This window comes from Bacillus sp. EE-W1, from assembly GCF_009760835.1.
Lineage (GTDB): Bacteria > Bacillota > Bacilli > Bacillales > Bacillaceae_G > Bacillus_A > Bacillus_A wiedmannii.
The window spans coordinates 52,986-76,748 of sequence record NZ_WIPE01000043.1 but is presented as its reverse complement, the minus strand read 5'-3'; the positions used below and the strand labels follow the sequence as shown (position 1 = coordinate 76,748).

Annotated in this window: 26 protein-coding genes, 2 pseudogenes and 1 riboswitch; of the genes and pseudogenes, 12 read left to right on the top strand and 16 right to left on the bottom strand. The window is 33.7% G+C overall.

From position 1 onward, the window contains the following. Positions 1-175: 175 nt before the first annotated feature. Positions 176-283, top strand: coding sequence for a YjcZ family sporulation protein (locus GFJ36_RS04435; protein WP_000505670.1), 108 nt, complete (start codon positions 176-178; stop codon positions 281-283). A gap of 199 nt (positions 284-482) precedes the next feature. On the opposite strand, the gene GFJ36_RS04430 is transcribed toward GFJ36_RS04435, so the two are convergent. The 4 genes from GFJ36_RS04430 to GFJ36_RS04415 all read right to left on the bottom strand — a co-directional run bounded on the left by GFJ36_RS04430 (position 483) and on the right by GFJ36_RS04415 (position 4,574). Next, positions 483-1,391, bottom strand: a complete 909-nt coding sequence (locus tag GFJ36_RS04430; protein ID WP_097890584.1) for an alpha/beta fold hydrolase — start codon at positions 1,389-1,391, stop codon at positions 483-485. 364 nt (positions 1,392-1,755) lie between these two features. Further along, complete coding sequence (locus GFJ36_RS04425; RefSeq protein ID WP_071729316.1) at positions 1,756-2,367, bottom strand: DUF2812 domain-containing protein; 612 nt, start codon at positions 2,365-2,367, stop codon at positions 1,756-1,758. Positions 2,368-2,380: 13 nt separating this feature from the next. Beyond that, a complete protein-coding gene (locus GFJ36_RS04420; RefSeq protein ID WP_097890586.1) occupies positions 2,381-2,695 on the bottom strand; it encodes a PadR family transcriptional regulator in 315 nt (104 codons plus the stop codon). Between the two features lie 142 nt (positions 2,696-2,837). Continuing rightward, positions 2,838-4,574, bottom strand: a complete 1,737-nt coding sequence (locus tag GFJ36_RS04415; RefSeq protein ID WP_097890588.1) for an S-layer homology domain-containing protein — start codon at positions 4,572-4,574, stop codon at positions 2,838-2,840. A 297-nt stretch (positions 4,575-4,871) separates the two neighbouring features. On the opposite strand from GFJ36_RS04415, the gene GFJ36_RS04410 reads away from it, so the two are divergent. Then, the gene (locus tag GFJ36_RS04410) at positions 4,872-5,078 is read left to right on the top strand and encodes a hypothetical protein (RefSeq protein WP_097890590.1); all 207 of its coding nucleotides are present in this window, start codon (positions 4,872-4,874) and stop codon (positions 5,076-5,078) included. A gap of 669 nt (positions 5,079-5,747) precedes the next feature. Here the strand turns inward: GFJ36_RS04410 and GFJ36_RS28980 are convergent. Then, on the bottom strand, positions 5,748-5,888 hold the full coding sequence (locus GFJ36_RS28980) for a hypothetical protein (RefSeq protein ID WP_179862451.1): 141 nt from the start codon (positions 5,886-5,888) through the stop codon (positions 5,748-5,750). A 441-nt stretch (positions 5,889-6,329) separates the two neighbouring features. Next, on the bottom strand, positions 6,330-6,611 hold the full coding sequence (locus GFJ36_RS04405) for an LCI fold-containing protein (RefSeq protein ID WP_000473837.1): 282 nt from the start codon (positions 6,609-6,611) through the stop codon (positions 6,330-6,332). 402 nt (positions 6,612-7,013) lie between these two features. On the opposite strand from GFJ36_RS04405, the gene GFJ36_RS04400 reads away from it, so the two are divergent. Continuing rightward, a complete protein-coding gene (locus GFJ36_RS04400; RefSeq protein ID WP_000540371.1) occupies positions 7,014-7,124 on the top strand; it encodes a YjcZ family sporulation protein in 111 nt (36 codons plus the stop codon). A gap of 714 nt (positions 7,125-7,838) precedes the next feature. Further along, positions 7,839-8,216: a hypothetical protein gene (locus tag GFJ36_RS04395; protein ID WP_001001284.1), complete on the top strand. Its 378-nt coding sequence runs from the start codon at positions 7,839-7,841 to the stop codon at positions 8,214-8,216. A gap of 144 nt (positions 8,217-8,360) precedes the next feature. Here the strand turns inward: GFJ36_RS04395 and GFJ36_RS04390 are convergent, their stop codons facing one another. From GFJ36_RS04390 to GFJ36_RS04380, 3 genes are all read right to left on the bottom strand, one after another. Further along, a complete protein-coding gene (locus tag GFJ36_RS04390; RefSeq protein WP_097890592.1) occupies positions 8,361-8,552 on the bottom strand; it encodes a hypothetical protein in 192 nt (63 codons plus the stop codon). Positions 8,553-9,181: 629 nt separating this feature from the next. Further along, positions 9,182-10,138: an ATP-grasp domain-containing protein gene (locus GFJ36_RS04385; protein WP_157349497.1), complete on the bottom strand. Its 957-nt coding sequence runs from the start codon at positions 10,136-10,138 to the stop codon at positions 9,182-9,184. Then, a complete protein-coding gene (locus GFJ36_RS04380) occupies positions 10,131-11,189 on the bottom strand; it encodes an LLM class flavin-dependent oxidoreductase (protein ID WP_097890596.1) in 1,059 nt (352 codons plus the stop codon). Before GFJ36_RS04380 ends, GFJ36_RS04385 begins: the two co-directional genes overlap by 8 nt. Before the next feature lie 82 nt (positions 11,190-11,271). Beyond that, a riboswitch (SAM riboswitch) is annotated at positions 11,272-11,378 on the bottom strand. A 241-nt stretch (positions 11,379-11,619) separates the two neighbouring features. Between GFJ36_RS04380 and GFJ36_RS04375 the strand changes: the two genes are divergently transcribed. Next, positions 11,620-11,826, top strand: a complete 207-nt coding sequence (locus tag GFJ36_RS04375; protein ID WP_097890598.1) for a hypothetical protein — start codon at positions 11,620-11,622, stop codon at positions 11,824-11,826. 324 nt (positions 11,827-12,150) lie between these two features. Here the strand turns inward: GFJ36_RS04375 and GFJ36_RS04370 are convergent, their stop codons facing one another. Then, the gene (locus tag GFJ36_RS04370; protein ID WP_087979654.1) at positions 12,151-12,540 is read right to left on the bottom strand and encodes a hypothetical protein; all 390 of its coding nucleotides are present in this window, start codon (positions 12,538-12,540) and stop codon (positions 12,151-12,153) included. A 292-nt stretch (positions 12,541-12,832) separates the two neighbouring features. Here GFJ36_RS04370 and GFJ36_RS04365 point away from each other — a divergent pair, with 292 nt between their 5' ends. After that, positions 12,833-13,384 carry a DUF4352 domain-containing protein gene (locus tag GFJ36_RS04365; protein WP_097890600.1) on the top strand — a complete coding sequence of 184 codons (552 nt, stop codon included), beginning with the start codon at positions 12,833-12,835 and terminating at the stop codon, positions 13,382-13,384. Positions 13,385-13,482: 98 nt separating this feature from the next. Here the strand turns inward: GFJ36_RS04365 and GFJ36_RS04360 are convergent, their stop codons facing one another. Both GFJ36_RS04360 and GFJ36_RS04355 read right to left on the bottom strand, forming a co-directional pair. After that, the gene (locus GFJ36_RS04360; RefSeq protein WP_097890602.1) at positions 13,483-13,665 is read right to left on the bottom strand and encodes a DAK2 domain-containing protein; all 183 of its coding nucleotides are present in this window, start codon (positions 13,663-13,665) and stop codon (positions 13,483-13,485) included. A 179-nt stretch (positions 13,666-13,844) separates the two neighbouring features. Next, complete coding sequence (locus GFJ36_RS04355; RefSeq protein WP_063222022.1) at positions 13,845-14,351, bottom strand: RrF2 family transcriptional regulator; 507 nt, start codon at positions 14,349-14,351, stop codon at positions 13,845-13,847. Between the two features lie 210 nt (positions 14,352-14,561). On the opposite strand from GFJ36_RS04355, the gene GFJ36_RS04350 reads away from it, so the two are divergent. Next, a complete protein-coding gene (locus GFJ36_RS04350; protein ID WP_060489122.1) occupies positions 14,562-15,203 on the top strand; it encodes an FMN-dependent NADH-azoreductase in 642 nt (213 codons plus the stop codon). Between the two features lie 94 nt (positions 15,204-15,297). Here GFJ36_RS04350 and dhaK read toward each other — a convergent pair whose 3' ends face one another. Continuing rightward, positions 15,298-17,049 carry a dihydroxyacetone kinase subunit DhaK gene (gene dhaK / locus GFJ36_RS04345; RefSeq protein WP_098082730.1) on the bottom strand — a complete coding sequence of 584 codons (1,752 nt, stop codon included), beginning with the start codon at positions 17,047-17,049 and terminating at the stop codon, positions 15,298-15,300. Positions 17,050-17,227: 178 nt separating this feature from the next. Between dhaK and dhaS the strand changes: the two genes are divergently transcribed. Together dhaS and dhaQ are read left to right on the top strand one after the other, a co-directional pair. After that, on the top strand, positions 17,228-17,794 hold the full coding sequence (dhaS, locus tag GFJ36_RS04340) for a dihydroxyacetone kinase transcriptional activator DhaS (protein WP_000204220.1): 567 nt from the start codon (positions 17,228-17,230) through the stop codon (positions 17,792-17,794). 19 nt (positions 17,795-17,813) lie between these two features. Further along, entirely contained in the window at positions 17,814-18,812 is a 999-nt protein-coding gene (gene dhaQ / locus GFJ36_RS04335; protein WP_088062245.1) for a DhaKLM operon coactivator DhaQ, read from the top strand. Between the two features lie 107 nt (positions 18,813-18,919). Here dhaQ and GFJ36_RS04330 read toward each other — a convergent pair whose 3' ends face one another. From GFJ36_RS04330 to GFJ36_RS04320, 3 genes and pseudogenes are all read right to left on the bottom strand, one after another. Then, entirely contained in the window at positions 18,920-19,573 is a 654-nt protein-coding gene (locus tag GFJ36_RS04330) for a DUF2306 domain-containing protein (RefSeq protein WP_157349496.1), read from the bottom strand. Positions 19,574-19,721: 148 nt separating this feature from the next. After that, positions 19,722-19,976: pseudogene (locus tag GFJ36_RS04325) on the bottom strand (hypothetical protein); the annotation flags it as partial. A 47-nt stretch (positions 19,977-20,023) separates the two neighbouring features. Beyond that, positions 20,024-20,668, bottom strand: a complete 645-nt coding sequence (locus GFJ36_RS04320) for a VanZ family protein (RefSeq protein ID WP_097890606.1) — start codon at positions 20,666-20,668, stop codon at positions 20,024-20,026. 244 nt (positions 20,669-20,912) lie between these two features. Between GFJ36_RS04320 and GFJ36_RS29370 the strand changes: the two are divergent. The 3 genes and pseudogenes from GFJ36_RS29370 to GFJ36_RS04310 all read left to right on the top strand — a co-directional run. Further along, positions 20,913-21,014, top strand: a pseudogene (locus GFJ36_RS29370) (TetR family transcriptional regulator); the annotation flags it as partial. A 163-nt stretch (positions 21,015-21,177) separates the two neighbouring features. Then, positions 21,178-21,489 carry an ArsR/SmtB family transcription factor gene (locus tag GFJ36_RS04315; protein WP_000433539.1) on the top strand — a complete coding sequence of 104 codons (312 nt, stop codon included), beginning with the start codon at positions 21,178-21,180 and terminating at the stop codon, positions 21,487-21,489. 288 nt (positions 21,490-21,777) lie between these two features. Continuing rightward, a complete protein-coding gene (locus tag GFJ36_RS04310; protein WP_098230388.1) occupies positions 21,778-22,953 on the top strand; it encodes an MFS transporter in 1,176 nt (391 codons plus the stop codon). Positions 22,954-23,763: the final 810 nt, after the last annotated feature.

The window sequence follows — 23,763 nt, the reverse complement described above, 5'->3', positions numbered from 1 at the left end:
TTTGCTTTCGCTGAATTTTGAGGTGGGGGGCTTACTGCCCATTAAAGCGGGATAAATAAATCTATTTTGGAAAGGACCTGCTCCATTCATTTGTAAAAGCATAAAGTAAATTGAATCCGTTAAAACACATGAGTGAACTCTTGGTTTTCCTCTCCTATTAAAAGGAGGAACTATTATGGGCTTTGGTGGTAGTTGTGGCGGCTGTGGCTTCGCCGGAGGATTTGCTTTATTAGTTGTATTGTTTATTTTATTAATCATCGTTGGAGCTGCTTGCTTCTGCTAAAAAACTATCGAAAAGACACTCATGTGAGTGTCTTTTCTTCATATGTAAAAAAAGCCCACCTATTTCCGTAGGCGGGCCTTATCTTTATTACACAATATCAAAGTATACTCTCTTTTCCCTTGATTTTTTATGTAATTATACATATTCATGAAAATAGAAGAAGTAAAATTGTCATTACAACATATTTCCCACTTTCAACTTATTTATCAGTAGAATGTTTTTCTACAAAATCAAGGATTCTGGCATTAACTTCGTTAGAGAACTCACCATTAATTGCGTGAGATGCATTTTTCCAGTTCACTATATCTATATCTTTAACGTATTTTTTTCCAGTTTCGACTGCTTTTACCGAATTGTGCATTGTACTTTTTTCAGCCATTAAGGCAAGCACTGGAACATTGATATTTTTTAAGTCTTCTTTACTAAATAAATCAGGCGCTGGTGTTTTCAATTTATAGTTACGCATGCCCGACTCGATTAACTTAGCGATTGGCTCATCATCATTTGTTTCTGCTCCTCCAGAAACATAGCTTAACATCTTTTCTCTTAAAAACTTAGGTACAATAGGAACGGAAGCTGGAATAGATGCCAGAATCATCTTTATGGATATTTGTGCAAATACAAAGACTGGGTCCAATAAACTAGCCGTAGCAATATGCTTAGGGTTATATCTGGCCAAATTCATTGCTGTCCAACCTCCAATAGAGACACCCACGATATGCACTTTTTTTAAACCTAATCCTTCAATTACTTCATTTAACCATTCTGCTTGTTGTTTTTGGTTTTCAATCACCTTCGTTTGCACGCTCATTCCAGGTTCACCAAGTAAATCGATTGTGTAAACAGGCCTTTTCTCCCTTAACCCTTCTAAATTCGGTACCCACATTGGAGTAGATGCACCACGTCCAGGGAGTAAGAGTATCGGTTCCTTCTGTTTATTTTCCTCTTTAGTAAAGTAATACGTACGAATTGTGCCATATGTAGTTTCTATATCTTTCATATCGTTAGGTGTTGGAAGAAGTGCCATTGATTCATCGTAGGCAATTTGAAAGTCTTCTTTTCCTTTTTCAGATGTAAAATGACCAACCTTATTATCATCTCTCTTCATTTTAATTCCTCCTTTCTACAAATATATGGATAAACTTTATTTATATATTCATGGGAATCATCCATTGAAAATTTATCTTCTTTAAGCCAAAACTGTCATTTAGAAAAAAGAAAAAGACACCCTAAGGTGCCTTTCTCTGACTTGAACCATCTTAATTTTAATAATATGTATTGGACATCCAACTATTATTTTACCAAATTAAATTGTTTTGTTTATTGAGAAATACAATAGTTTATGTATGCCGGTCTTCTGTATTAGATATTTTGGTAATCCATGCAGCGATTAATAAGAGAACAAGCTATTAATTAAAGGTAAAACCACATGCTAAGCCGGTGTAACATACCAATAAAATTTATACTTTCTATCATCTTCTCTCTTCATACAACCGATTTGCTTTATACGAACAAACTAAATACATAACAATTGCAGCAGGGATAAACAACCATGCAAAGCCTCTCATCAATGCAAATGGTGTTTCAAATAAGAATGACCATAGAAATGATACACCTTGCTTATCCCATAGTCCTGGCGTAAAATATAGTTCTTTCGGATTTGCAAGTGCTCCTAAATGAATCGTGTCATTAAACATAAATAGAATTAATATCGGAATAGAGCATATAGCTAATTCTAAAAATGTTTTAGATAGACGTTTATACTTCCCTGCTCGTGACATTTGATCTGAAAAAATGTCATCTTCGCTTTCCTCATTTACCTTTTTAAAATAGTGCGTACCTGACCACCAATTACCAGCTATATGCTCCCAGCCACTATCTTCAAATAATGTACAGTAATTAATAAATTCACTTTTTCTACTAAATACCCTATGGTCTATTCTAATCGTCGCATCTTCCGGCTCTGTATATCTAAATGTATAACCAAATGTATTGCTTTCTAGTTGATAGCCTTTCCAAGCCATCTCTTCTAACCATTTTTCCTCTTTCTCAAAGTCTAAAAAGAATTTCAATCTCCACATCATCGTTTCCCCCTAACTATACGTGTAATAAACTTTTTGTAACCTCAATAATGTGCTGCATTCTCATAAAGTCTAAGTGCAATACTTCTTTCCCACGTCCCGTAATGACATACACTTTTCTTCGTTTATCTTCACTTTTTACCGATTCTATTAACCCTTGTTTTAATAAATTTTCAACCGCACCATACAATGTACCCGCTGCGATCTTTACTTGTTGATTACTTAATTCCTCCACCTTTTGCATAATTAAATATCCATGAGCTGGCTCTAATAAAGCTAAAAGAACGTAATACGTTGTTTCCGTTAATGGTAAATTTTTATCTCTATTCATAAAGACCTCCAATGTAACGATAAATATATAGCTAAACTATATAGTTCAACTGTATAGTTTAATTTTATACAGTTCAACTGTATATGTCAAATTAAGTTAAAAAAAAGCAACCTAGATCCAACATGGAATCTAGGTTGCTTTTTTACATAAACGTAATCGTCACTAAAGAATATCCTTCTTTCGCATTATACGGCTCAGCTTTATAAGAAACACGGTTTGCTCCTTGCGGATAACCGATTTCTCCAATTACTTTTTTCACGTCTTGCAATGCGCCATCCATTGATTGTTTATAAAGGATTTCAATCTTTGGTGACTTTTCGTTATAACGTTGCTGCATTTTATTTTTGAATTCATTATAGTTATTTGCGATGTATTCATTTCCTAAATAATTTAACTTTGTATCTTTTAGTATTTGCTGATATGCAGGGTTTTTCGTACCACCTGCCGCAATTTTATTTGTTAATGTACTATAATAATTTGTTGTAGCTTGCGGATAGTCCCCGCGATTCCACTCATGATTTCTTGCGATTTGCTCATCTGATAAGTTGAAATAGGAATACGTAACGCGGCCTTGTTCATCTGGTATTGGATCATCGAATGTTGTATCAAGGTGATACCATTTGTTTTCGATTTTCACTAAGTTCCAAGCATGAGGCTGACCATCTCCAGTTCCTACTACAAAATGATTCTCAATTCCAGCTTCTTTTAATAATTGATAGGTTAATAGTGCGTAACCTTGGCAAACTGCAGAACGATTTACGAGTGCTTCATATGCGGTGTAAGCTTTATAAGACGTATCATAAGAAATATGCTTTACGACATAATCATGAATCGCCTTCACTTTTTCGTGATCATCCATTCCAACTTGCGTAATAGAAGAAACAATTGCCTTTGCTTGCTTCATTACATATTCCGTTTGTTCTTTCGTTTCACGATATGTAATCTTTAACGTAAACGTATAATTTCCAGGTGATCCAGAAATTCCATATGAAACATTCGATCTATTATAATTTGTATACTCATTTTTACTTGCAACTTCTTTATAGGCATTGAAAAGTGTCTTCATTACTTCTTCCTGATTACCATTTTTCGTTTTATATGGAAGTGTAATATTCGTTTCATACGCATTAATACGCTTTTGCACTTCATCTTTAAATGCCGCTAATAATGCCGCATCTCCTGTATCTTGCACCGCGACTTCAGGCTTTTTATATTTCAAAGTATTATATAAAAACTGCGCATATTGTTCACGTTTTACCGTGCTATATGGCTCAAATCCCCCTTCGCCTGTACCAGAAGCAATCCCGTTTGATTGCACCGCACTAATTGCATTTTCACCCCAATAACCACTTGGAACATCATTAAATGTATGCTTTTGTTTCGCAGAAAGATGGAAAGCGTTTGTAAGAATTTGTGCCATTTCTGCGCGGCTAACAGAGTCTTTCGGTCTAAATCCACCGTTTGCATCACCTTTAAAAACCCCTAATTTCGTTAACGTTAAAACCTCTTCTGGAAACAATGTTGAACCTGAGCGAATATCTCGATACGGATTATTTAAAGTAGATCCATCTTTTAATACGTAACGAGCACCTTCATTACTGAACGTACCACCTTGCTTATTCGGTACTAACACACGATAAATTAAAGCTGCAACTTGCTCTCTCGTCGCAACATCTCCAAAACCAAATATTCCATTTCCATAACCGGAAATAATATTTTTACTCGCTAAATCTTTAATCGCCGGATACGACCAATGCGATGTAGGAACATCAGAAAAAATACCCGCCTCAGCAGCTTTCACATCACTGCCATTTGTATATAATAAAGCGCCACCAATAAGTGTTAATGATGTAATTGATTTTAATAGTTTTGTGTACATAATTCCTTCTCCCAATACGTTCTCTATTTTATATTTTGTCGAAAAATCTAAAAGAATATGACAAAACATATTATACTATTAAAACTTTTTGAAGGGTACACTAATTTTTGAAATATGCAAAAACTCATATTATTATATTTTTCCGTATTAATATTATGTTGTTTTGCTTGCGGATATATAAAGGGGTATATTGTATCATGTCGAAAACATCATTTATAACCAAGTTACTTTACTTCTATTATAAAGAAGATAGAGAACACGCCAACATAAATACCAACCTAAAGAGGTGTTAGTACTATGAAAAATAAACGATGCGAGAATTGTGGTTCTACTACATTTAAAGAAGGAAGAGTTGGATCTGCTTATCATGCATATGTTTGTGAAGATGAACCTAGTAGGTTCTTTTCAAGGGGGAAGCAATCCAAACTATTAACCACATTCTGTTTAGAATGTGGTGAGGTGAAATCATTCCGAGTTGAAAAACCAGATAAATTTAAAGAATAAAGTATATTCAAGAAGATGTTGTTAATAACATGAAAAAAGCATTATTTATATTTGAGCTAACAGAAAAAATATTATCTAAAAAATGATTCCAGATGAACTTATTGAAATACAAAATAAAAAATACGCTATTCTTTCTGTAGAATCATAGGAAAAGATGGCGTTTTTGTATGTCTATTTCTGTATCTGATGAATTACAACTATTTGCCCAAGAAGTACCACATCAAAATCTGTATATTCTCTTCTCCTCGGGCTATTGATAAAGAAAAGGCATTCATATGAATGCCTTTTCTCTCTTATATATGCTCTTCTTAATTTAATTTGTGATAAACCATTGGACATTTAATTATGAAAAAGTACCAATAACAAAAAAAGTTAAAAATAATGATACATATCCAAAATACATAAAACGTTTATCGTGTGTTTTAAAATATAACGTAATACACAGTAAAGTGACCAGTAAAAAAACTGCTGTAGACACCATGAACATGAATGTTTTTTAATTCCTCATTACTTAATACTGCTAAATTAGGCATTTCTTTTTTAATACTGAATTCTCAATAATATCTATTATTCTTAAGTTGATTATATTACGTTTAATCGATATAAATTTTATATTACTACACCTTTTGAAAAAATTCTCTTTTCTTGATTAAATTCCATTTTTTCACTTTAAAACACAACAGAACCCACCCACTTACCTACAATGTAACCAATATAAATAAGCAGAGCCCCTGTTAAGATATAAAAACAAGATTTAAAATACATACTCCTTTCAATCGCATCACCAATTTTATGAAACATGTTTGACATAAAGAAAACACCACCTTTTTATAATTATTAGAGTAGAACACACAGAGATATTATCAGAAAATAACTAATTAACACAACGCTTATTGGAATAATAATATATAAAATAATAACAGCGTTAGCAAAAAATTAAAATTTATGAAATGAATTACTTTGAAGTTAATATTTAGAATTCAAAAGGTTTATTAGGTAAAAAACACTTTATATTACCACTAATTATTTCTATTTAATAAATACCCTAACCTTTATGACAACGCTTGAACATACCTTTCTATAAAGTTGATTAATAATAGGATTGAATCATATTGCTCAATGTCCCATATTGTTTAACATATTAAAATAATATTCAATCGGAGGAAAGAACCTTTGAGTGCTTTTTTTATGGAGAATCAGTTTAAAAACTAAAAATAAAAGAACCTCAATAAATGAGGTTCAAAAAATCTGCTATTTTAAATTACCTTCGTAAAAAGCAACTCCATTTTGAACATGTTTTAAATACCACGTAATCGTCCCGCCACAAACATTTTCATTAAAACTATTAGCATATACTCCATTTGAGTAATAAAGAGTTCTTTTAAATTTACCATTAGAATACTCATAAGGAATTGAGCATGTTGCTTGCTTCGGAGAGCTCACAGCTTTTTGCGTATCAGCTGAAGCTGCCCCAATTCCTCCTGTTAATGCAATACCAGTTGCCAATAGCCCTACTACTAATTTCTTGAACATAATAAATCCCCCTTTAATAGTTTTTATAGCTTACAACTTAAATGTATCACCTTTGTAATTTATGTAAATATCTTGAATATGTAGAAATATTTATTTAATTTTTGGTAATATTAGGATTTTATTTTATCAAATGAAAAATAGAGGAGTTAGAAAAGTATGTAACAATGCATAATAAATCAATCAGATATTATGATATACTCACAAAGAACTGATACAAAATTTCTTTAGATTGGAAAACTAAAGTCTTATCTACCTAACAGGAAGGCGCCTAATGGCGTCTTTTCTTTATTTTCAAAAGGACCTGCTCCATTCATTCTTTAAAACATAAAGTAAAGTGAACCCATTAAAATCCATGGAATGAACCCTAGTTTTACCCTCTTATCTAAAGGAGGCACTATTGTTATGGGATATGGTGGTAGTTGCGGCGAAGGCTGCGGTTTCGCTGGAGGATTTGCTTTATTAGTTGTATTATTTATTCTATTAATCATTATCGGATGCAGTTGTTTCTGCTAAAAAATTATTAGAAAAGGTACCTATATATAGGTACCTTTTCTTTATGTGCCTTATTCATTATCTGGTTCCAAACTTTTATCACGATTGGATTTGTTTTTTTCATTTTTCGCATTCGTCATACCTCAAATATGAATCGATTTAAGACATGAGCTTTTAACTAAAAGAATTTGGGACCACTTTTTCCCACAAAGGAAATATCTTTTTTGAAAAACTCTATTATTTTTAATAAAAAATAAGTTCATATAGATGCTATTTATAAAACCCAAGAATAGATAATAGTATAAAAAACACCATTCCTCATAACCTATAAATGGGGTACTACCAGCATTTCAGAAAAAAACCACGCTAAAAGTATGCAAAATTTTATACAATTTTTCTAGTATTTCAATAATAAACGAGAAACCTAAAAGCTCGCCATAATAGGAATGTATAAAAAAAGCATAGTTCCATAGAACAGAAAAGAAGATTCCCTTGTGAAAGTAGGTTTCTTCTTTTCACTCCCTACCGATAATGAGACGTTATGTTTACTAATTTTGAATATCGTATACAGACTAAAAACAGAAAAAACTTCCTGTAGTGTAGGTTGTTTTTTCTGTTTTTTTGATGATAGTTGTTAACTGATTTCTCACATTTCAAAAAAACAAATTTTTTGTTTGCTTGTCCACACCATTTCACCTCTTTATGAATTATATAGTATTAAAGGAGGTGAAAAGAATGAATGAAGATATTATTTCAATTGGGGCAAATTGTATAGTGAGAATTAGAAACAGATTCTTTCTTCTAGTAGAAATTGAAGTGGAAGTTGGAAATGTAGCCATAGAGGAATTTGTTTTTATTCGAATATCTGAGCAAGAAGCTAGAACATTGTTAGCAGGGGGTATTCAACGTTGTACTATTTCTAATTGTATTCCTAGGTCTCATGATGATTTAGAGGTAGAATTCATTTGTGTTTTAATCGTGGGTGGGGAAGCATTTGCGGTTTTTGATGTAGAAGACGATGTTGATGAAGCTGTACTTGTTCCCATTTCATTAAGAGAAGCCGAGCGTTTAATCTGTAGAGGAGCAAGACGCTGTACAGTTATTAATAGATAAGAGTAAGCCTTTTGGGAGCTAAAGAGGTTTCATTTTGTGTGGCTTCTTTTAAGAATGATTATGTAAATATGAATATCCTCCAGAGTACTTAACTGGAGGATATTTTTGTAGACTTCTAGATGTATTAACTACCAATAACGAAAATTATGTAAATATGCTATCTATTAGGCGTTTCAAACCTTTTACTATACCTTTAAATGCCCATAACAGTTTAAGGAAAACTTTGAAAATAGAATCCCATATGATTTCGCTAAAAATAAAGTCTAAAGCTTTTCGTAAACAGTCTTTAGGGGATTTACACTTACGTTTAAACTTACTCCATCCTTGTTTCAACATAACTCCCCTCCTTTCTTATTTAAATCAAATGTTATTTTATTGATTTTTTCTAAACAATTTTCTAAATAAAAATACTAATCCAATTAAAGTTAAAACAGTAATAATAGTTCCTGGAATTCCAAAACCATTTAACATATTAAGTCCCTTTTTTTAGCTTGGATTTACTGTAAAAAATACTATTTGAATGATTAACAATAACTACACACAATGTAGATCTCTAATACATTATAATAAAATTCCATTATATTCTGAATATACGAAATAAGTTTTGTTTTTAAAACCATCAAATGAATTAATGCCCTACTGCTAATAAAGAGAATTATGTAAATGAGCTTTCCATATTAGGCAGCTTATTTTATTTTTTGCTTAGCGTGTTTTTTCATCTCTTCTTATTAATCTAGGCAGGATAATATTTATAACAATAAATAGAAGCAATTATTGGAATATATATAGGAATAAGAAGATCCCCTCTAGCTTAAGCTAGAGGGGATCTTCTTACTCCTATTTCAAACTACTCACAATCTCCACAAAGATCACTTCAAACGCATGCGCTCCTGCATCAAGATATCTTCATCTTGGCCATACGACCACGATTACTTTAACAAATATTCTCACTAGAACCTTACCTATTATTTAATTAACTCTACTTGTTTTTCTAATTCTCTTCCAAGGAATGTAGCAAGCTCAAGCATACCAAATTGATTCGCTACAGACTCTGCGTCAGAATTATAGTTTGTATTTGTATTAATATCATACGTATAAATTGTTCCATCCGCACTACGAATAAATTCAATACCAGCGACAGTTATTTCATTTTCTTTCAAAAACTCTTTGTATTGTTCAATAATTGGCTCTTGAAAGTCTGATATAATTTCAAATTTTGTTGACGACTCTTTCTTACTCTCTTCTCCTACTGGGCAGAAAGCATCTTGGATAGAGCATGCATCTGCTGGACAAAGCTCAAATCCTTCTGATGTATCTACTTTAACTGCATATACAAACTGACCACCTACAAACTCACAACGTGTAATATATGGTTCTGGTGCTTCAATATATTGCTGGATTAAAGTAATTCCATCAATCGGTTCTTCAAACGCCGGACCATCCAAATATTGTTCTAAAGCATCAATGGAATGAAATAGTTGAACACCAAGGCCTTTACCTGCACGGTTATGCTTTGTAATGAACGGTACTTCCCCTAACTCCTTTGCTGCTTTTACTATATGATCACGGCCAACAGCACCAATTGTTTTCGGCACTTGTATCCCAAATTTTCTTAATGCTGCATATTGATTCAATTTACTTACTTCAAGACGTAATGCACGAGACCCATTAAATACTGTGCGCCCGTATCCCTCTAGCCAAGCAAGAACCCCTTCAGTCAGCTCAGGTGCATATCGATGCCCTCTCGTATGTGAAGAGGCACTCATGCGACTATAAAAAACACCTTTTGGAGGTTCTTGTTCTAATGAAAGTGTTCCTTCATTTAAAAGCCATTCCTCATACGGTAACTCCAGTTCTTCCAACCTTTTCACTAAATGATTCGTCCATTCCTTATTCTCATGCAATATGTAAATTTTACTCATTTGTAATCAATTCCTTTCTTTTTGCTTCAACTAATGGCATCACTTTTTCAGAAAATCGTTTCATCTCTTCAAGCTGTGGTGAAAATTGTAAAAGTAATAACGTAACACCCACTTTTTCAAAAGCAAGTATCCTTTCTGCAATTTGTTCTGGTGTTCCGATTAAATTAGGACGTAACCCGCGATTAGATACGGAATAATCATTGAGCTTCACTTGCTGTTCCAAATGCGATTTACTAATAAAGTCTTGGTAACCCGCATAACCTAAAGCATCGTCTTTCACATCCGTTATGCGTCTCCATTCTTCTAATGCCTCTTCTTCTGTATCACGACAAATGACGTACGCCGCAAGCCCAAATGACTGCAATGGCTCCTCTGTAACTTTCTTTCTACGATTCTTCATATCTTCTATTTTCACAGATACTTCTTCCACTGTTCCCCCGTGCATTACATATGCATCCGCGTGATTTACAATGACCTCTTTTCCTCGCTCACTCTCACCACCTGCATAAAGCTTAATGCCTTGTTTCTGCACAGGTTTTGGACTTAAATGTGTATGCTGAAGCTCATAAAAGTTCCCTTTATAAGAAAACTCTTCTTCTTTCCAAAGCTCCTTCAAAATTGTTACAAATTCCTCTGTGCGATCATACCTTTCATCATGTGCGGTAAATACCCCGCCGTACTGTCTCGCTTCTTCTTCCCACCATGCTGAAACTACATTTAATGTAAAACGACCATTACTTAATTGATCGATATTTGCTGCCATTTTCGCTGTAACTGCTGGATTGTGGAACCCAGGTCTTACAGCTGTCATAATCTCTAATCTATCCGTCACTGCTGCAAGTGCTGCCGCAGTTGTCCACGCCTCTAAACTTGGTGCTGAAACACCTTTTATATCATTTAAATTTAATTCTGCAATAAGAGTTGTTGAAAAACCTAATTGTTCTGCCGCTCGCGCTGTTTGTTTTGCGTACTCAAACGTAGGCGGCATAGATTCATCATCTACATTTCGAAGCCATCCCCCAAAAATCGGCAACCAAAAACCATACTCCACTACCTGTTCCCCCTTTAACTTTTAGCCATAAAAAAAGCTACTCTTAACGAAATAAGAGTAGCCTTCTTGACTAAGTGAACCGCTCTTATCTTTCAGGTGTTTTTTCACCTGCAGGATTTGGCACCTTTCGTCTAAAACGAGGTTGCCGAAGTTTCATAGGGCCCGTCCCTCCACTTCTCAACATAAGAATTGTTTGATTTCCATTTATTATAATCATCAGAATAATAAAAATCAATCTTTTAATACTTATTTTTCCGATATACATTAAATGATATGTAAAAAATCATATTATTATAGAGATTTATAGGTGTATTATGTTGTTTTACTTACGAATATATAAAGGGCTATGTTGCATCTTGTCGAAAACATCATGTATAACCAAGTTGCTTTACTTTTATCTTAAAAATACAGCAAAAGAGGTGTTAGTGGCATGAAAAATAAACGATGCGAGAATTGTGGTTCTACTACATTTAAAGAAGGAAGAGTTGGATTTGCTTTTCATGCATATGTTTGTGAGGATGATTCTAGTAGGCTCTTTTCAGTGGGGAAGCGTTCCAAACTATTAACTACATTTTGTTTAGAATGTGATCAGGTGAAATCATTTAGAGTGGAGAAGCCGGAGATATTTGAAGAATAAAATAATACTAATTACATATTATGAAGATGGTAATTAATGATGGTAACATTCAAGTATTTCGCTTACCTTTACAATTGGAATATTGAGTACTTTCATCTATAGGTGCTACTTCACTAGGAAAAATCCGTTCCTGTGTAAAGTTGTTTTCGGAATAATAGATACGAAATTTCATGTTAAATGCAAATAAACAAGGAAACTATTAGTCGGTTCCTTGTTTATTTAGCTAAAGCAGACTCCTTTGGAAAACCCAAATAAAAGTTAAATCAACTCCTATTTAACATTTCCCTTCAGATATATGACAGTAAAGAATACATCATCACGGTATCAGCAAGCAAAAGTGTATTCTGCATTTCTAAAAACAGTAGATGGCAGATTGTGACCTGCTGAATCTGCTAAGAAAGAATATACAAGAACATCCTTAACATCATCTTTATTTCCACTAATGATGACATCAAGAAAATCTTCTATTTGGAATTCTGGCGTAAACAACACAATCTTAGTTGTTCTGTTTGGTTCTAAAGAAACAAAAGTACGAGAGATTTCAACTAACTCATTTTGAGTCGGGAAAGAAATGTTTCGACTTCTCTTAACAGTTACCGTTACATCACTAGTATGGCAGCGTGAATCATTGTTTAACATAATGTTGAGAGCAGTTGGAATAATCCCATTTTCAGAAACTGGAACTCGAAACACTCCAGTAGATTTATGAGCCATATAATCACATCCTTTCAAAATAAAATATACTTACAATATATTAGATGCAAGAATCGTTCATTTTGATAGGGACAAATTATATGATTAATATATCTATAATAACCCTCAGTATTACTAAGCCAATGATTTAAAAGATTAAAAAATATCGTGAGAACCAATCGGATATATATTAAAAGGAAAAAGAATAAGGTATCTAAAAGAACCCCTATTTTGAGCCAATAATGAGACATTATGTTAATCTTATATGTATAGTTGCACAAAATTGAGAAACTTAAGGAGACAGATTAATTTTATGAGAAAATCATTCATATTGCTTACTTTAATTCTAGTATTAGCCAGTGTTACGGCTGCTTGCACACAAGATAAAAAAGATGGTGCCGTTGAAAATGGTCCAATAGAAGAACCAACCGCAAAAAATGAAAATGAAGAATTAATAAATCTTGAAGAAAAAGAAGATATGAGCCGCTTGGAACAAGGTATTTTATTAGTTGGTGAGAGTGTTAAGGGAGGCTATTACTTGACCGCCGTTCAAAATGCATATTTAAATGCTAGTAACGATTCCGTCGTTGTTAATGTCTCTGTAAAAAATGTACGAGGTCAAACGATCGGACTATCAGAATTAAAATATAACCTAAAAGATGAAAAAGCCGGAAAGGCCTATGAAGGAAAGGTGCTTGATCAAAACCCTTCTGATATACAAGTTAAACCAAATGAAACGGTAGAATTGAAAATAGCTTTTGAAGTACCAAGTACCGCAGATGAATATATGTTTTATATTGAAAGCTCTTTAGATCCTCTAGGAGCACACTGGAAAATCGATAAGCTGCAATCACAAAAAAGCTAAGTCTCAAATAAGCAAAAAGCACTGAAAAATTTGATATAGATACAAATGAAGAATATATAAAAGTCCCTCCACCTTAAGGCAAAGGGACTTTCTAACTCCTATTTCAAACTACCCGCAATCTCCGTAAAGATAACTCCAAGTGCATGTGCACCTGCATCTGGATAGCCTAAGCTTCTTTCGCCAACTGTACCAGCGCGGCCCATGCGAGCTACGATTTCTTTCGTGTACTCTGCTCCTTTTTCAAAGGGAATTTTCACTATGTTTAAAATATATGAACACATAAATTCATTTACTTTTCACGAAAATATAATTGTATTTTTTAGAATTTCAATGTTAATCAATTTGAAACTTTATGAGTTAATTAAATGTGATATTTAAAGAAGGAATTTGTGATGAAGTACTCACATGATGGAATTAATGTCAAAAAACAAAAAAACTCTAACTAATTCGTCATGGCGATTTAGTTAGAGTTTTTTTGTTTGAAGTATTCACGAGTATCTACCCTTATCTTTTCAGGTAAAACAATATCAAGTTCTTTATCTAACCATGCAAGAGTCTTTTTACGAAGAAACTCACGCATGTGTTCTTCTGCTTCAAGCATTACTAAGTTAATTGTACAAGAAGAATTGCTAGGGTCACAAGAATTACAAGCGTCGTCTCGATATAGTAGACCATTCTGTACAATATTTTTACATTGAAAAATAGGTTTTGGGCCTTCGACGGCTTCTATTACATCCCAAAAAGAGATATCTTCTGGAGACTTAGCTAACCTATATCCTCCCTTTACACCTGGGACAGAATTCACAATGTCAGCTTTAGATAATTTACCGAAAACTTTTGAAAGAAATGTTTCAGAAAGTCCTTGAAACTCTGCCAAATCTTTTATTCCAACACTTTCCTTGGAAGGAGTATTAATTAAATAAACTAGGCAATGCAAGGCATATTCAACCCCAACACTATATTGCATATACAAATCACCTGCTTTTTATTTTAAGGGTTATCAAATTGTATCTTAGGACCATTTAGAATTTTAGTCAAATAAAAAAAGGCTCTTTTAGAATAGTATGTATTTCATTTGACAAAAATAATTTCAGAGCTTATATTAAAGACTAAGTTAATCGACGATTAACTCAGTCGGCAATTAAAACGTAAAAACTTTTAAAAAGGGGAAATACAAATGAACAAAACACTTATCATAAACGCACATCCGAAAGTGGATGATACATCATCAGTCAGCATTAAGGTTCTTAACCACTTTTTAGTATCTTATAAAGAATTAATTCCTAATAATGAAACGATTGAACAGATTAATTTATACGATGATGTAGTACCAATGATAGATAAAACTGTTTTAAGCGCATGGGAAAAGCAAGGAAATGGACAGAAGTTAACTGATGAAGAACAAAAAGTAACAGAGCGTATGTCCGAAATTTTACAACAATTTAAAAGTGCAAATACGTATGTTATCGTATTACCTTTGCACAACTTTAATATTCCATCAAAGTTAAAAGATTACATGGACAATATCATGATTGCACGTGAAACATTTAAATATACTGAAACTGGATCAGTGGGATTACTTAAAGATGGAAGAAGAATGCTTGTTATACAAGCAAGTGGAGGAATCTATACAAATGATGATTGGTATACAGAAGTGGAATACTCTCATAAATATTTAAAAGCAATGTTTAATTTCCTAGGTATTGAAGATTATCAAATAGTTCGTGCACAAGGAACAGCAGTACTAGATCCAACTGAAGTATTACAAAATGCATATAAAGAAGTTGAAGAAGCAGCTTCCAGATTGGCTAACAAATAAATTTTTTCACTGGAAGAATGATGGTTATAATTAAAGATCCCCTCCACAGTAAACAACTTACCATGAAGGGGATTCTTTCAAACTAACATCATTCCTATTTCAAACTACCCGCAATCTCCGTAAAGATAACTCCAAGTGCATGTGCACCTGCATCTGGATAGCCTAAGCTTCTTTCACCAACTGTACCGGCGCGGCCCATACGAGCTACGATTTCTTTCGTATACTCTGCTCCTTTAACCGCTGCTTCTGCTCCTTTTTCGAAGGCAGTTTTCATGTCTTCTTCGTTTGAAGCGCTAGCTAACCAAGAGTCTACACATGGAGCAAGTGCATCAACAAGTGTTTTATCACCAACTACTGCTCCTCTACCGAATGATCTTTCACCGATAGATTGTATACCTTTCAGTGCCGCTTGTAACATTTCACCGAATTCTTTCACTGTTAGCTCACGTTTTTCGCCAGCTGCTTTACTAGCTGCGCGGAATGCTCCGCCCCAAATTGGACCAGATGCGCCGCCGCAATGTTCCATAATAATCATGGAACAACCGTCAAGGAATGATCCGATTGTTACGTTCTCTTGATCTACGATAGAATGCCACTCACGTTTTAATTGCTTAAATCCTTTTGCCACACTCATTCCGAAGTCGCCATCACCAGCGTGCGTGTCTAACTCACAGAACGGTACTTCATTTTTAATAATAACGTCGCTCATTTTATCAACGAGATAAATCATGTTGTTTAATGTAATAACATTATCTTTTATAACAGCGTGCTCTTCCGCCGTTTCTATTTCAAAGGAAACTTCCTTCTCTTCTGTCTCTTCAAGCACATTCACGTACTCTACACTTTCAACTGGTCCATCTACTTTAAACGCAGGTGTATTACACTCTTTCGATAGTAATGTTTTTAACTCATCGTCTAGTTTCATTACTGTTAAAGACATACCAGCCATATCGATACTCGTCATATAGTTTCCGACAAATACTCTATTAATTTTAATGTTTCTAGCAGCTAATTCTCTCGTCACTGCGTTGTTAAATAAGTAAAGTTCTTGTAGTGGTGTTCCGCCAAAACCGTTAACTAGAAGTGCGATTTCCTCGCCATCTTTTACTCCTAAATCTTTTATTAAATCATTTGTCATACGGTTAGCTAATTCATCAGCTGACATCGTTTTTTCACGCTTAATTCCTGGTTCACCGTGAATACCAACGCCGTATTCCATTTCATCTTCCGCAAGTGTGAAAGTAGGTGATCCGCTCGCTGGAACTGTACAAGAAGTTAACGCTAAACCGATTGTACGCACGTTAGCCGCTGCTTTTTCCGCTACAGCTTTCACCGCTCCTAAATCCATACCTGCTTCCGCTGCTGCGCCGGCAATTTTATGAACGAGAATAACCCCCGCAACGCCGCGGCGTCCTACTGTGTACAGGCTATCTTCTACTGCAATATCATCGTCCACTTTTACGTAGTCGACTTCAATTCCATCTTCAGTCGCTAAATGCGCACCGTTTTTGAAATTCATAATATCGCCGCTGTAATTTTTAATAATTAATAACGTACCTTTTTTACTAGCTGTCTCTTTAATTGCTTGATACACCTGAATTTGTGAAGGCGAAGCAAACACATCTCCGCACACTGCCGCATCTAACATTCCTTTTCCGACTAATCCTGCATGCGCTGGCTCATGACCACTACCGCCGCCACTAATTAACGTTACTTTATTTTCGTTCATTTCTTTCTTCTTAATTACTTTATATTTTTTCAAAAGCTCAAGCTCTGGATGAGCCATAACCATTCCGTTGCACATTTCCATTACTAATGTTTCTGGTTTATTTATAATCTTTTTCATTGTGATTCTCCCTCAATTCCTTTAATATATTGTGATATATTTGAAATCTTCTTCTTACTACTCATGTTAAAATGAAAGCGTTTTATAGTAAACGGACAAAATGGACAATCTGTCTAAAGACACCGCTCTCATTTGTAGGTAGGATTTTCATATTACTAACATTCTAGGGATGATTCAGATGACCTCTTCTATAATTTCTAAAAAGATAATCGCGAATTCATTGAAGTATTTAATGGAAACAGAGTCGTTTCATAAAATATCAGTGAGCGATATTATGTTACACTGTCAAATGCGTAGGCAAACTTTTTATTATCATTTTAAAGATAAATTTGAACTATTAAGCTGGATTTATAGAGAAGAAACGAAAGAGAACATTATCGACTTTCTCGACTATGAAACGTGGGAAAACATTTTCGATTTATTATTTGATTACTTTTATGAAAATCAAAAATTTTACCGAAATGCTTTTAAAGTCATTGAGCAAAACTCGTTTAATCACTATTTATTTGAGCATACGAAAAACTTATATATGAAGATTATTGATGAATTATCTGTGAGCTGTGGATTCAGCCTTTCTGATGAGACAAAAAATACGATTGCCTCCTTTTATAGTCACGGCTTCGTTGGAACGATAAAAGATTGGATTGAAAGCAAATGCGAAGTAGATCCTTCCATTATGTCTTCTCTCATGAAAAATATGATAAACAATCAATTACTACTATTACTGGAACAATCAGCAAAGTAATTAAAGGGTGGCAAAAGCAATGAAAAAGATTATGAATGATGTAGAAAATGTTGTTCAAGATATGATGCATGGCTTTTATTTTGAACATAACGAAAAAGTAAATTACGATGAAACAAATAACATCATTTATGTAAAAGATATAGAAAAACTGACGCAAAACGTTGTTATCATAAGCGGCGGTGGTAGCGGACATGAACCTGCTGATATAGGTTATGTAGGAAAAGGCATGCTTACAGCGGCCGTAAACGGCAATATTTTCACTCCGCCTACAGTGGAACAAATTATTGCGGCAACTCGCCTCATGCCAAAAAATAAAAGTATTTTATTCATCATCAAAAACTTTAAAGATGACGTAGCAAACTTTATTGCGGCTGAACAAATTGCTAAAGAAGAAGGAAGAAAAATTGATCATATCATCGTAAATGACGACGTTTCAATTGAAGATGATGCTTCGTTTAATAAAAGAAGACGCGGCGTCGCTGGTACTGTTTTCGTTCAAAAAATACTTGGTGCGGCTGCTGAGAGCGGACATTCTTTAAAAGAACTAACAACACTTGGCCGTTCTATCACCGAAAACTTACACACATTAGGAGTCGCACTTTCACCTGCAAACGATCCAGTGAAAGGAAAAGCTTCATTCACATTAAACGAACATGAAGTCTTTTATGGCGTTGGTATCCATGGTGAAAAAGGATACCGTAAAGAAGCACTATCCTCTTCTGAAATATTAGCGATCGAACTAATGAATAAATTAAAAAGCATTTACCGCTGGAGAAAAGGCGACAACTTCGCTATTCTCATTAACGGATTAGGCGCAACTCCATTAATGGAGCAATACATTTTCGCAAATGACATTCGCCGTTTATGTGAGCTGGAAGGATTACATGTGAAGTTCGCAAAGGTTGGTACATTGCTGACTTCTTTAGATATGAAAGGTGTTTCGCTGAGTTTGCTTAAGGTGGCGGATTTGGATTGGGTGAAGTGGTTGAAAGAAAGTACGGAAACTGCTAGTTGGTAATACAAATAGGATGGCTTCCATTGGCCATCCTATTTTTGTACGTAATTCAGCTATTAAAAAATTCAATTACTGAAGAATTCTGCCCTCAATATTACAGCAAATTTACATTAAAAATGTAAATCCTCATTTCCTTCGTATTTTCCTTTATTAAGTCTTTTTCTTATGAATAATTCTGCAACAATTAAATTAGGTACCCACGCTAACCAAGCAATAATAGCGTAGCTAAGTTCAAACCGCTCTATTCCAAATAGAACGATAAACAACGGTAGCCAAATTCTTAATGTAACTGCTCCAAAGGTTAAAGAATAATTTCTAACCATCCAATTCCGATGGTCTTTAATTTTTTTATTCTTAACTCTATGTAACGCTTGATATGCTGATGTTAGCCAAAATACGGATAACAAACCGAAACCTAACTTCGCTACCAACCCTCCCGTAGCATAAAAGGATAAATATAGTCCAGAAACGCCTCCTAATAATATACCAACCATATAGATTCTCCCAACTATTCGATGACGGTTGATATTCTTTCCTCTAAATTTAGTCGATAATGTAAAAGGACCAATTACTAATGCTACTATACTAGTTGTAATATGTATAAATAACATCATATACCAGAATTCACTTAATTTAGATCCAAACATAAGCTTCGCTTTTACAAGTCCTGTTTGAAATCCATCCATAATAAAATATTGGACAACAACATAACCAGATACTAAAAGAGCAAAAAAAGTAAATACAAACCAAATTTTCCTGTTCAAATTTTACTGCCTCCTTATTACATTAAGGAATTAGATTATACATTACTGTTCATTCTAGAGAAAAATAGAAAAGCCTTCTTCATACATAAAAACCCTCAAGTATATCGTTCTATACTTGAGGGTTTGCTCATCTATTTCTTCGCATCTCTCATTTTCTTACATCAATAGTTAGCTCATCTGTAATCTGCTCAAGATGGAAAAATTCTTTTATATAATGGATATGTGACCATTTCTCTTCTCCACCAATAATAAATAATTCTTGCGCATCATACATAAATGAAAAACTTGGATAGAAACTGTCAGCCTTTATTTCAATCTCATCATTACGATTACTGATCATCTTACAGTCTGCTGAATAGCTTAATAACGTATAGAGAGAATCTTGTGCTGATTGGAAGAAATACTAGAATCATTGTATAAACGAGATAGCACAAGAGCATAATCACCTCACTAAAGGATGACAGGTCTTCCAAATAAAGCTGGATGATAAATTAACATCGCACCTACAAATGAACACACTAAACAAAAAACGGCCTCGTATTTTATGACTAAAGAAGAGTTCGTATCAAGCTTTTTTCCCTCTCTTTTACATATCATTTTAAACATTTTAAATAAAACTCTATATATTACATACCCAATAATCGCCCCGAGGGTATTCGTAAATAAATCATCAATATCTGTAATTCTATTATTTAGTAATTGATTTAACTCAATTGCCAATGAAAAAAAGAATCCCGCACATACGGTGTTTTTCATTTTTCTAAACTGTGGCCAAATAGTCGGTAATAAAAAACCGAACGGCATAAACAGTACAATGTTCAAAAGATACGTAGTACTACCTGCCGTATCAAATAGAGTCAAGTTAATTTGACTGACGCGAATCCACTTTTCATATCTACTTATATCCCATACAGTCGCGATTTGAGTCACCTTATACACTAGCGAAAGGTAGAACAGAAAAACATATACCCATAAAAAATGCCGAATAGATATATTTCCTTTCGCTTTAAAATAACATCCAATTTGAAACACAATACAAAAAATAATAGTAAAAAAATAAGTATACAAATAACTCATCAAAACTCCTGTATGCATGTAGAATCCCCTAACTTTACATTTTCATCTATAACTTTATCGTTTTTAATATCCTTCTTGATGTAACTCATTTATAGGATAGGAAAAACTTTTAAAATAAAAAGTGGGGTAAACATAAAATTTTTCTTAAATCTTCAGTTAGGTTTTATTATTACTCTTCTTAGGAATCCACCATTGATAGCTAGGCAACAACATGCTTAAACCTAACAATATTATCATTTTTGTCCGTAATCCTCGTAATACTTTAACCGATGAAGCATATATAAAATCATGTAAATCGTTTGTTCAGTTAACACATGAAATTAAGAAATATATGACGTACTATAATCACTCTTACTATCAATAGAATTTAAAGAAGATGACTCCTGCTTGCATACAGAAATCATCTTTTTTAGGTTGCCTAACTTTTTTAGAATGTCCTTTACAAAGGGTACAGATCAAGAGCACCTTATTCCCTTAAAATCACTAAAACCCATTTACAAATCTATAAAAGTAGATATAATATCCTTATGGAACCTTTATTAATTTATAAAGCATTGTCAAATGAAACAAGATGTCAAATTTTATCATGGTTGAAAAATCCAGAAAACCATTTCGATGAAAAACCTTATCTAGAACAAGACCTTAACTTTCAAGTTGGCGTATGTGTAGGAGATATCCAGCTTAAAACTGGCTTAGCCCAATCGGTTATTTCTAGTTATTTATTAACTATGAAAAAAGCAGGATTACTAGAGTCTGACCGAATTGGAAAATGGACCTACTATCGTCGAAATGAAAAAACAATACGAGAGTTTTCTGAATACGTCCAAAACGAATTATAAAATGAAAGCTAATAATTAATCAGCATACTAATTGATTATTAGCTTTCACACATTCTGCTTTTTTACAGGTATCCAATTACTTTTTTTATAAATTGCACTGCCTATAAAAGCAAGAAACATCGAAAGGAGAAATTTTTTTAACATATCATATCTAGTTATTTAGATATCTGTTATTGTATTTAGAATTACATACTCCTGATAATATTGGCATCCAATCATGCTTATAATAATGCTTCTTTGTTAATGAATTTACTTTCAAAATACTGATACGAATGGAGAGTTTAATAAATGAAAAAAGTAAATCCTTTACTTATTCTGACACTCGCAATAGGTGTGTTCGGAATTATTACTACCGAGATGGGTATTGTCGGCGTATTACCACAAATCACTGAAAAATTCGGAATTTCAACTACACAAGCTGGATTTTTAGTAAGTATATTTGCACTAGTTGTTGCTATTTCTGGTCCATTTTTAATTCTGCTCGTCTCTAGTATTAATCGCAAAATAATTTTATTAACAGCAATTTTCATATTTGTTATTTCAAATTTAATCTACGCTTATACAACACAATTTGAAATCATGCTTATTTTTCGTATTTTACCGGCAGCGCTTCATCCACTCTTCTTTTCAATCGCTCTTGTAACAGCTGCTAAACTTGTCCCTCCAGAAAAGAGCGGTCAAGCAGTTACAAAAGTTTTCATGGGAATTACTGTTGGCTTTGCTTTAGGTGTACCACTAACCTCTTACCTTGCAGACCAATTTTCACTCGAAATGGCTTTCTTATTCGGAGCATTCGTTAACACTGTTGCATTCATTGGAATACTACTCCTACTTCCTTCTATGCCTGTTAAAGAAAAAATGTCTTTCGGCAAACAAATTCGTATACTCGGCAAACCAGGATTATGGTTAAATATTTTAACCGTCACATTCCTTTTTGCAGCCATGTTTTCCGTATACAGCTACTTCGCTGAGTACCTTGCAAAAGTAACTTCCATGAATGGATCTCTCATCAGTATCATGCTATTCATATTTGGTATAGTTATGATTTTAGGTAATCATTTATTTGGTGGTCTTCTGCAAAAAAGCATAATAAACACTGTAATATCATTCCCTATTCTATATTCTATTGTTTACGTATTGGTTTATTATTTAGGTTCCTACCTTGTTCCAATGATTTTTATAGTATTCGTTTGGGGAATCGTACATGCTGGTGGATTAATTGTTGGTCAAACATGGTTAATAAGTGAAGCTAAAGAAGCACCTGAATTTGGTAACAGTCTATTCGTTTCGTTCTCAAATCTCGGAATTACTTTAGGAACCACTATTGGAGGCTGGTTCATTTCAAACTTAGGTATTCATCAGCTTATTTGGAGCGGATTTATATTCACACTACTCTCATTTCTATTAATTATAATAAAACTAAAATTTTTCAATTCTAATAGCCAGGCTTCATTATCAAGCTAGTACATTTTCAGTTCCAAATTCGATAAAAAACATTATAAATTCTTCTTATACGATTTTATTAACTAAAAAGTATAATGCTCAAAGCCTTTAGCCATAATTACGACTAAAGGCTTTTTTGTATATAAAAATAATTCTAAAAGGAGCTAATTTTATGGAACATAATCAAAATGGAGTACTTGCTTTAATTGTTTTTTTTTTAGGATTAGTGTTTTTTGTTAGTGGAATGGTTTATCATTTATGGGGTTCTTTTTAATGGTATGATTGTAATCACTCATAAAGTGAAACTTTAATCAGTGGGGGTTTTCTTCATCCCCCACTGATTATCAGCCCTCACCAATCGGACTTTTATGGGCAGCCCGACCCCCACCTAAATTCTTTGCTTTCGCTAAATTTTGAGGTGGGGGTCTTACTGCCCATTAAAGCGGGATAAAAACCCTCAAGTATATCGTTCCTTTATTAATTTCAACGTTTAGACAGATACATAATTCCAAAACTAAAACGTTTATTGCAATTATCGATATGGAACATTTCCAAAAACAACTTAACATGGTAAAATAATATTCGGACGGGAGTCCAATATTATTAAAATTAAGATGGTTCAAGTCGGAGGAAGGCACCTTAGGGTGTCTTTTCTTTATTTTCAAAAGGACCTGCTCAATTATTGTGTAAAAAACATAAAGTAAGTTGAATCCATTAAAATACATGAGTGACCCCTTGTTTTCCCCTCTTATTAAAGGAGGAACTATTATGGGATTTGGTGGTAGTTGTAGTAGTGGTTGTGGCAGCGGCTTTGCTTTACTAGTTGTATTG

Coding starts and splice junctions, on each gene's coding strand:
- GFJ36_RS04435 (WP_000505670.1), top strand. CDS start 176: ATGGGCTTTGGTGGTAGTTGTGGCGGCTGTGGCTTCGCCGGAGGATTT.
- GFJ36_RS04430 (WP_097890584.1), bottom strand. CDS start 1,391: ATGAAGAGAGATGATAATAAGGTTGGTCATTTTACATCTGAAAAAGGA.
- GFJ36_RS04425 (WP_071729316.1), bottom strand. CDS start 2,367: ATGATGTGGAGATTGAAATTCTTTTTAGACTTTGAGAAAGAGGAAAAA.
- GFJ36_RS04420 (WP_097890586.1), bottom strand. CDS start 2,695: ATGAATAGAGATAAAAATTTACCATTAACGGAAACAACGTATTACGTT.
- GFJ36_RS04415 (WP_097890588.1), bottom strand. CDS start 4,574: ATGTACACAAAACTATTAAAATCAATTACATCATTAACACTTATTGGT.
- GFJ36_RS04410 (WP_097890590.1), top strand. CDS start 4,872: ATGAAAAATAAACGATGCGAGAATTGTGGTTCTACTACATTTAAAGAA.
- GFJ36_RS28980 (WP_179862451.1), bottom strand. CDS start 5,888: ATGTCAAACATGTTTCATAAAATTGGTGATGCGATTGAAAGGAGTATG.
- GFJ36_RS04405 (WP_000473837.1), bottom strand. CDS start 6,611: ATGTTCAAGAAATTAGTAGTAGGGCTATTGGCAACTGGTATTGCATTA.
- GFJ36_RS04400 (WP_000540371.1), top strand. CDS start 7,014: ATGGGATATGGTGGTAGTTGCGGCGAAGGCTGCGGTTTCGCTGGAGGA.
- GFJ36_RS04395 (WP_001001284.1), top strand. CDS start 7,839: ATGAATGAAGATATTATTTCAATTGGGGCAAATTGTATAGTGAGAATT.
- GFJ36_RS04390 (WP_097890592.1), bottom strand. CDS start 8,552: ATGTTGAAACAAGGATGGAGTAAGTTTAAACGTAAGTGTAAATCCCCT.
- GFJ36_RS04385 (WP_157349497.1), bottom strand. CDS start 10,138: ATGAGTAAAATTTACATATTGCATGAGAATAAGGAATGGACGAATCAT.
- GFJ36_RS04375 (WP_097890598.1), top strand. CDS start 11,620: ATGAAAAATAAACGATGCGAGAATTGTGGTTCTACTACATTTAAAGAA.
- GFJ36_RS04370 (WP_087979654.1), bottom strand. CDS start 12,540: ATGGCTCATAAATCTACTGGAGTGTTTCGAGTTCCAGTTTCTGAAAAT.
- GFJ36_RS04365 (WP_097890600.1), top strand. CDS start 12,833: ATGAGAAAATCATTCATATTGCTTACTTTAATTCTAGTATTAGCCAGT.
- GFJ36_RS04360 (WP_097890602.1), bottom strand. CDS start 13,665: ATGTGTTCATATATTTTAAACATAGTGAAAATTCCCTTTGAAAAAGGA.
- GFJ36_RS04355 (WP_063222022.1), bottom strand. CDS start 14,351: ATGCAATATAGTGTTGGGGTTGAATATGCCTTGCATTGCCTAGTTTAT.
- GFJ36_RS04350 (WP_060489122.1), top strand. CDS start 14,562: ATGAACAAAACACTTATCATAAACGCACATCCGAAAGTGGATGATACA.
- dhaK (WP_098082730.1), bottom strand. CDS start 17,049: ATGAAAAAGATTATAAATAAACCAGAAACATTAGTAATGGAAATGTGC.
- dhaS (WP_000204220.1), top strand. CDS start 17,228: ATGACCTCTTCTATAATTTCTAAAAAGATAATCGCGAATTCATTGAAG.
- dhaQ (WP_088062245.1), top strand. CDS start 17,814: ATGAAAAAGATTATGAATGATGTAGAAAATGTTGTTCAAGATATGATG.
- GFJ36_RS04320 (WP_097890606.1), bottom strand. CDS start 20,668: ATGCATACAGGAGTTTTGATGAGTTATTTGTATACTTATTTTTTTACT.
- GFJ36_RS04315 (WP_000433539.1), top strand. CDS start 21,178: ATGGAACCTTTATTAATTTATAAAGCATTGTCAAATGAAACAAGATGT.
- GFJ36_RS04310 (WP_098230388.1), top strand. CDS start 21,778: ATGAAAAAAGTAAATCCTTTACTTATTCTGACACTCGCAATAGGTGTG.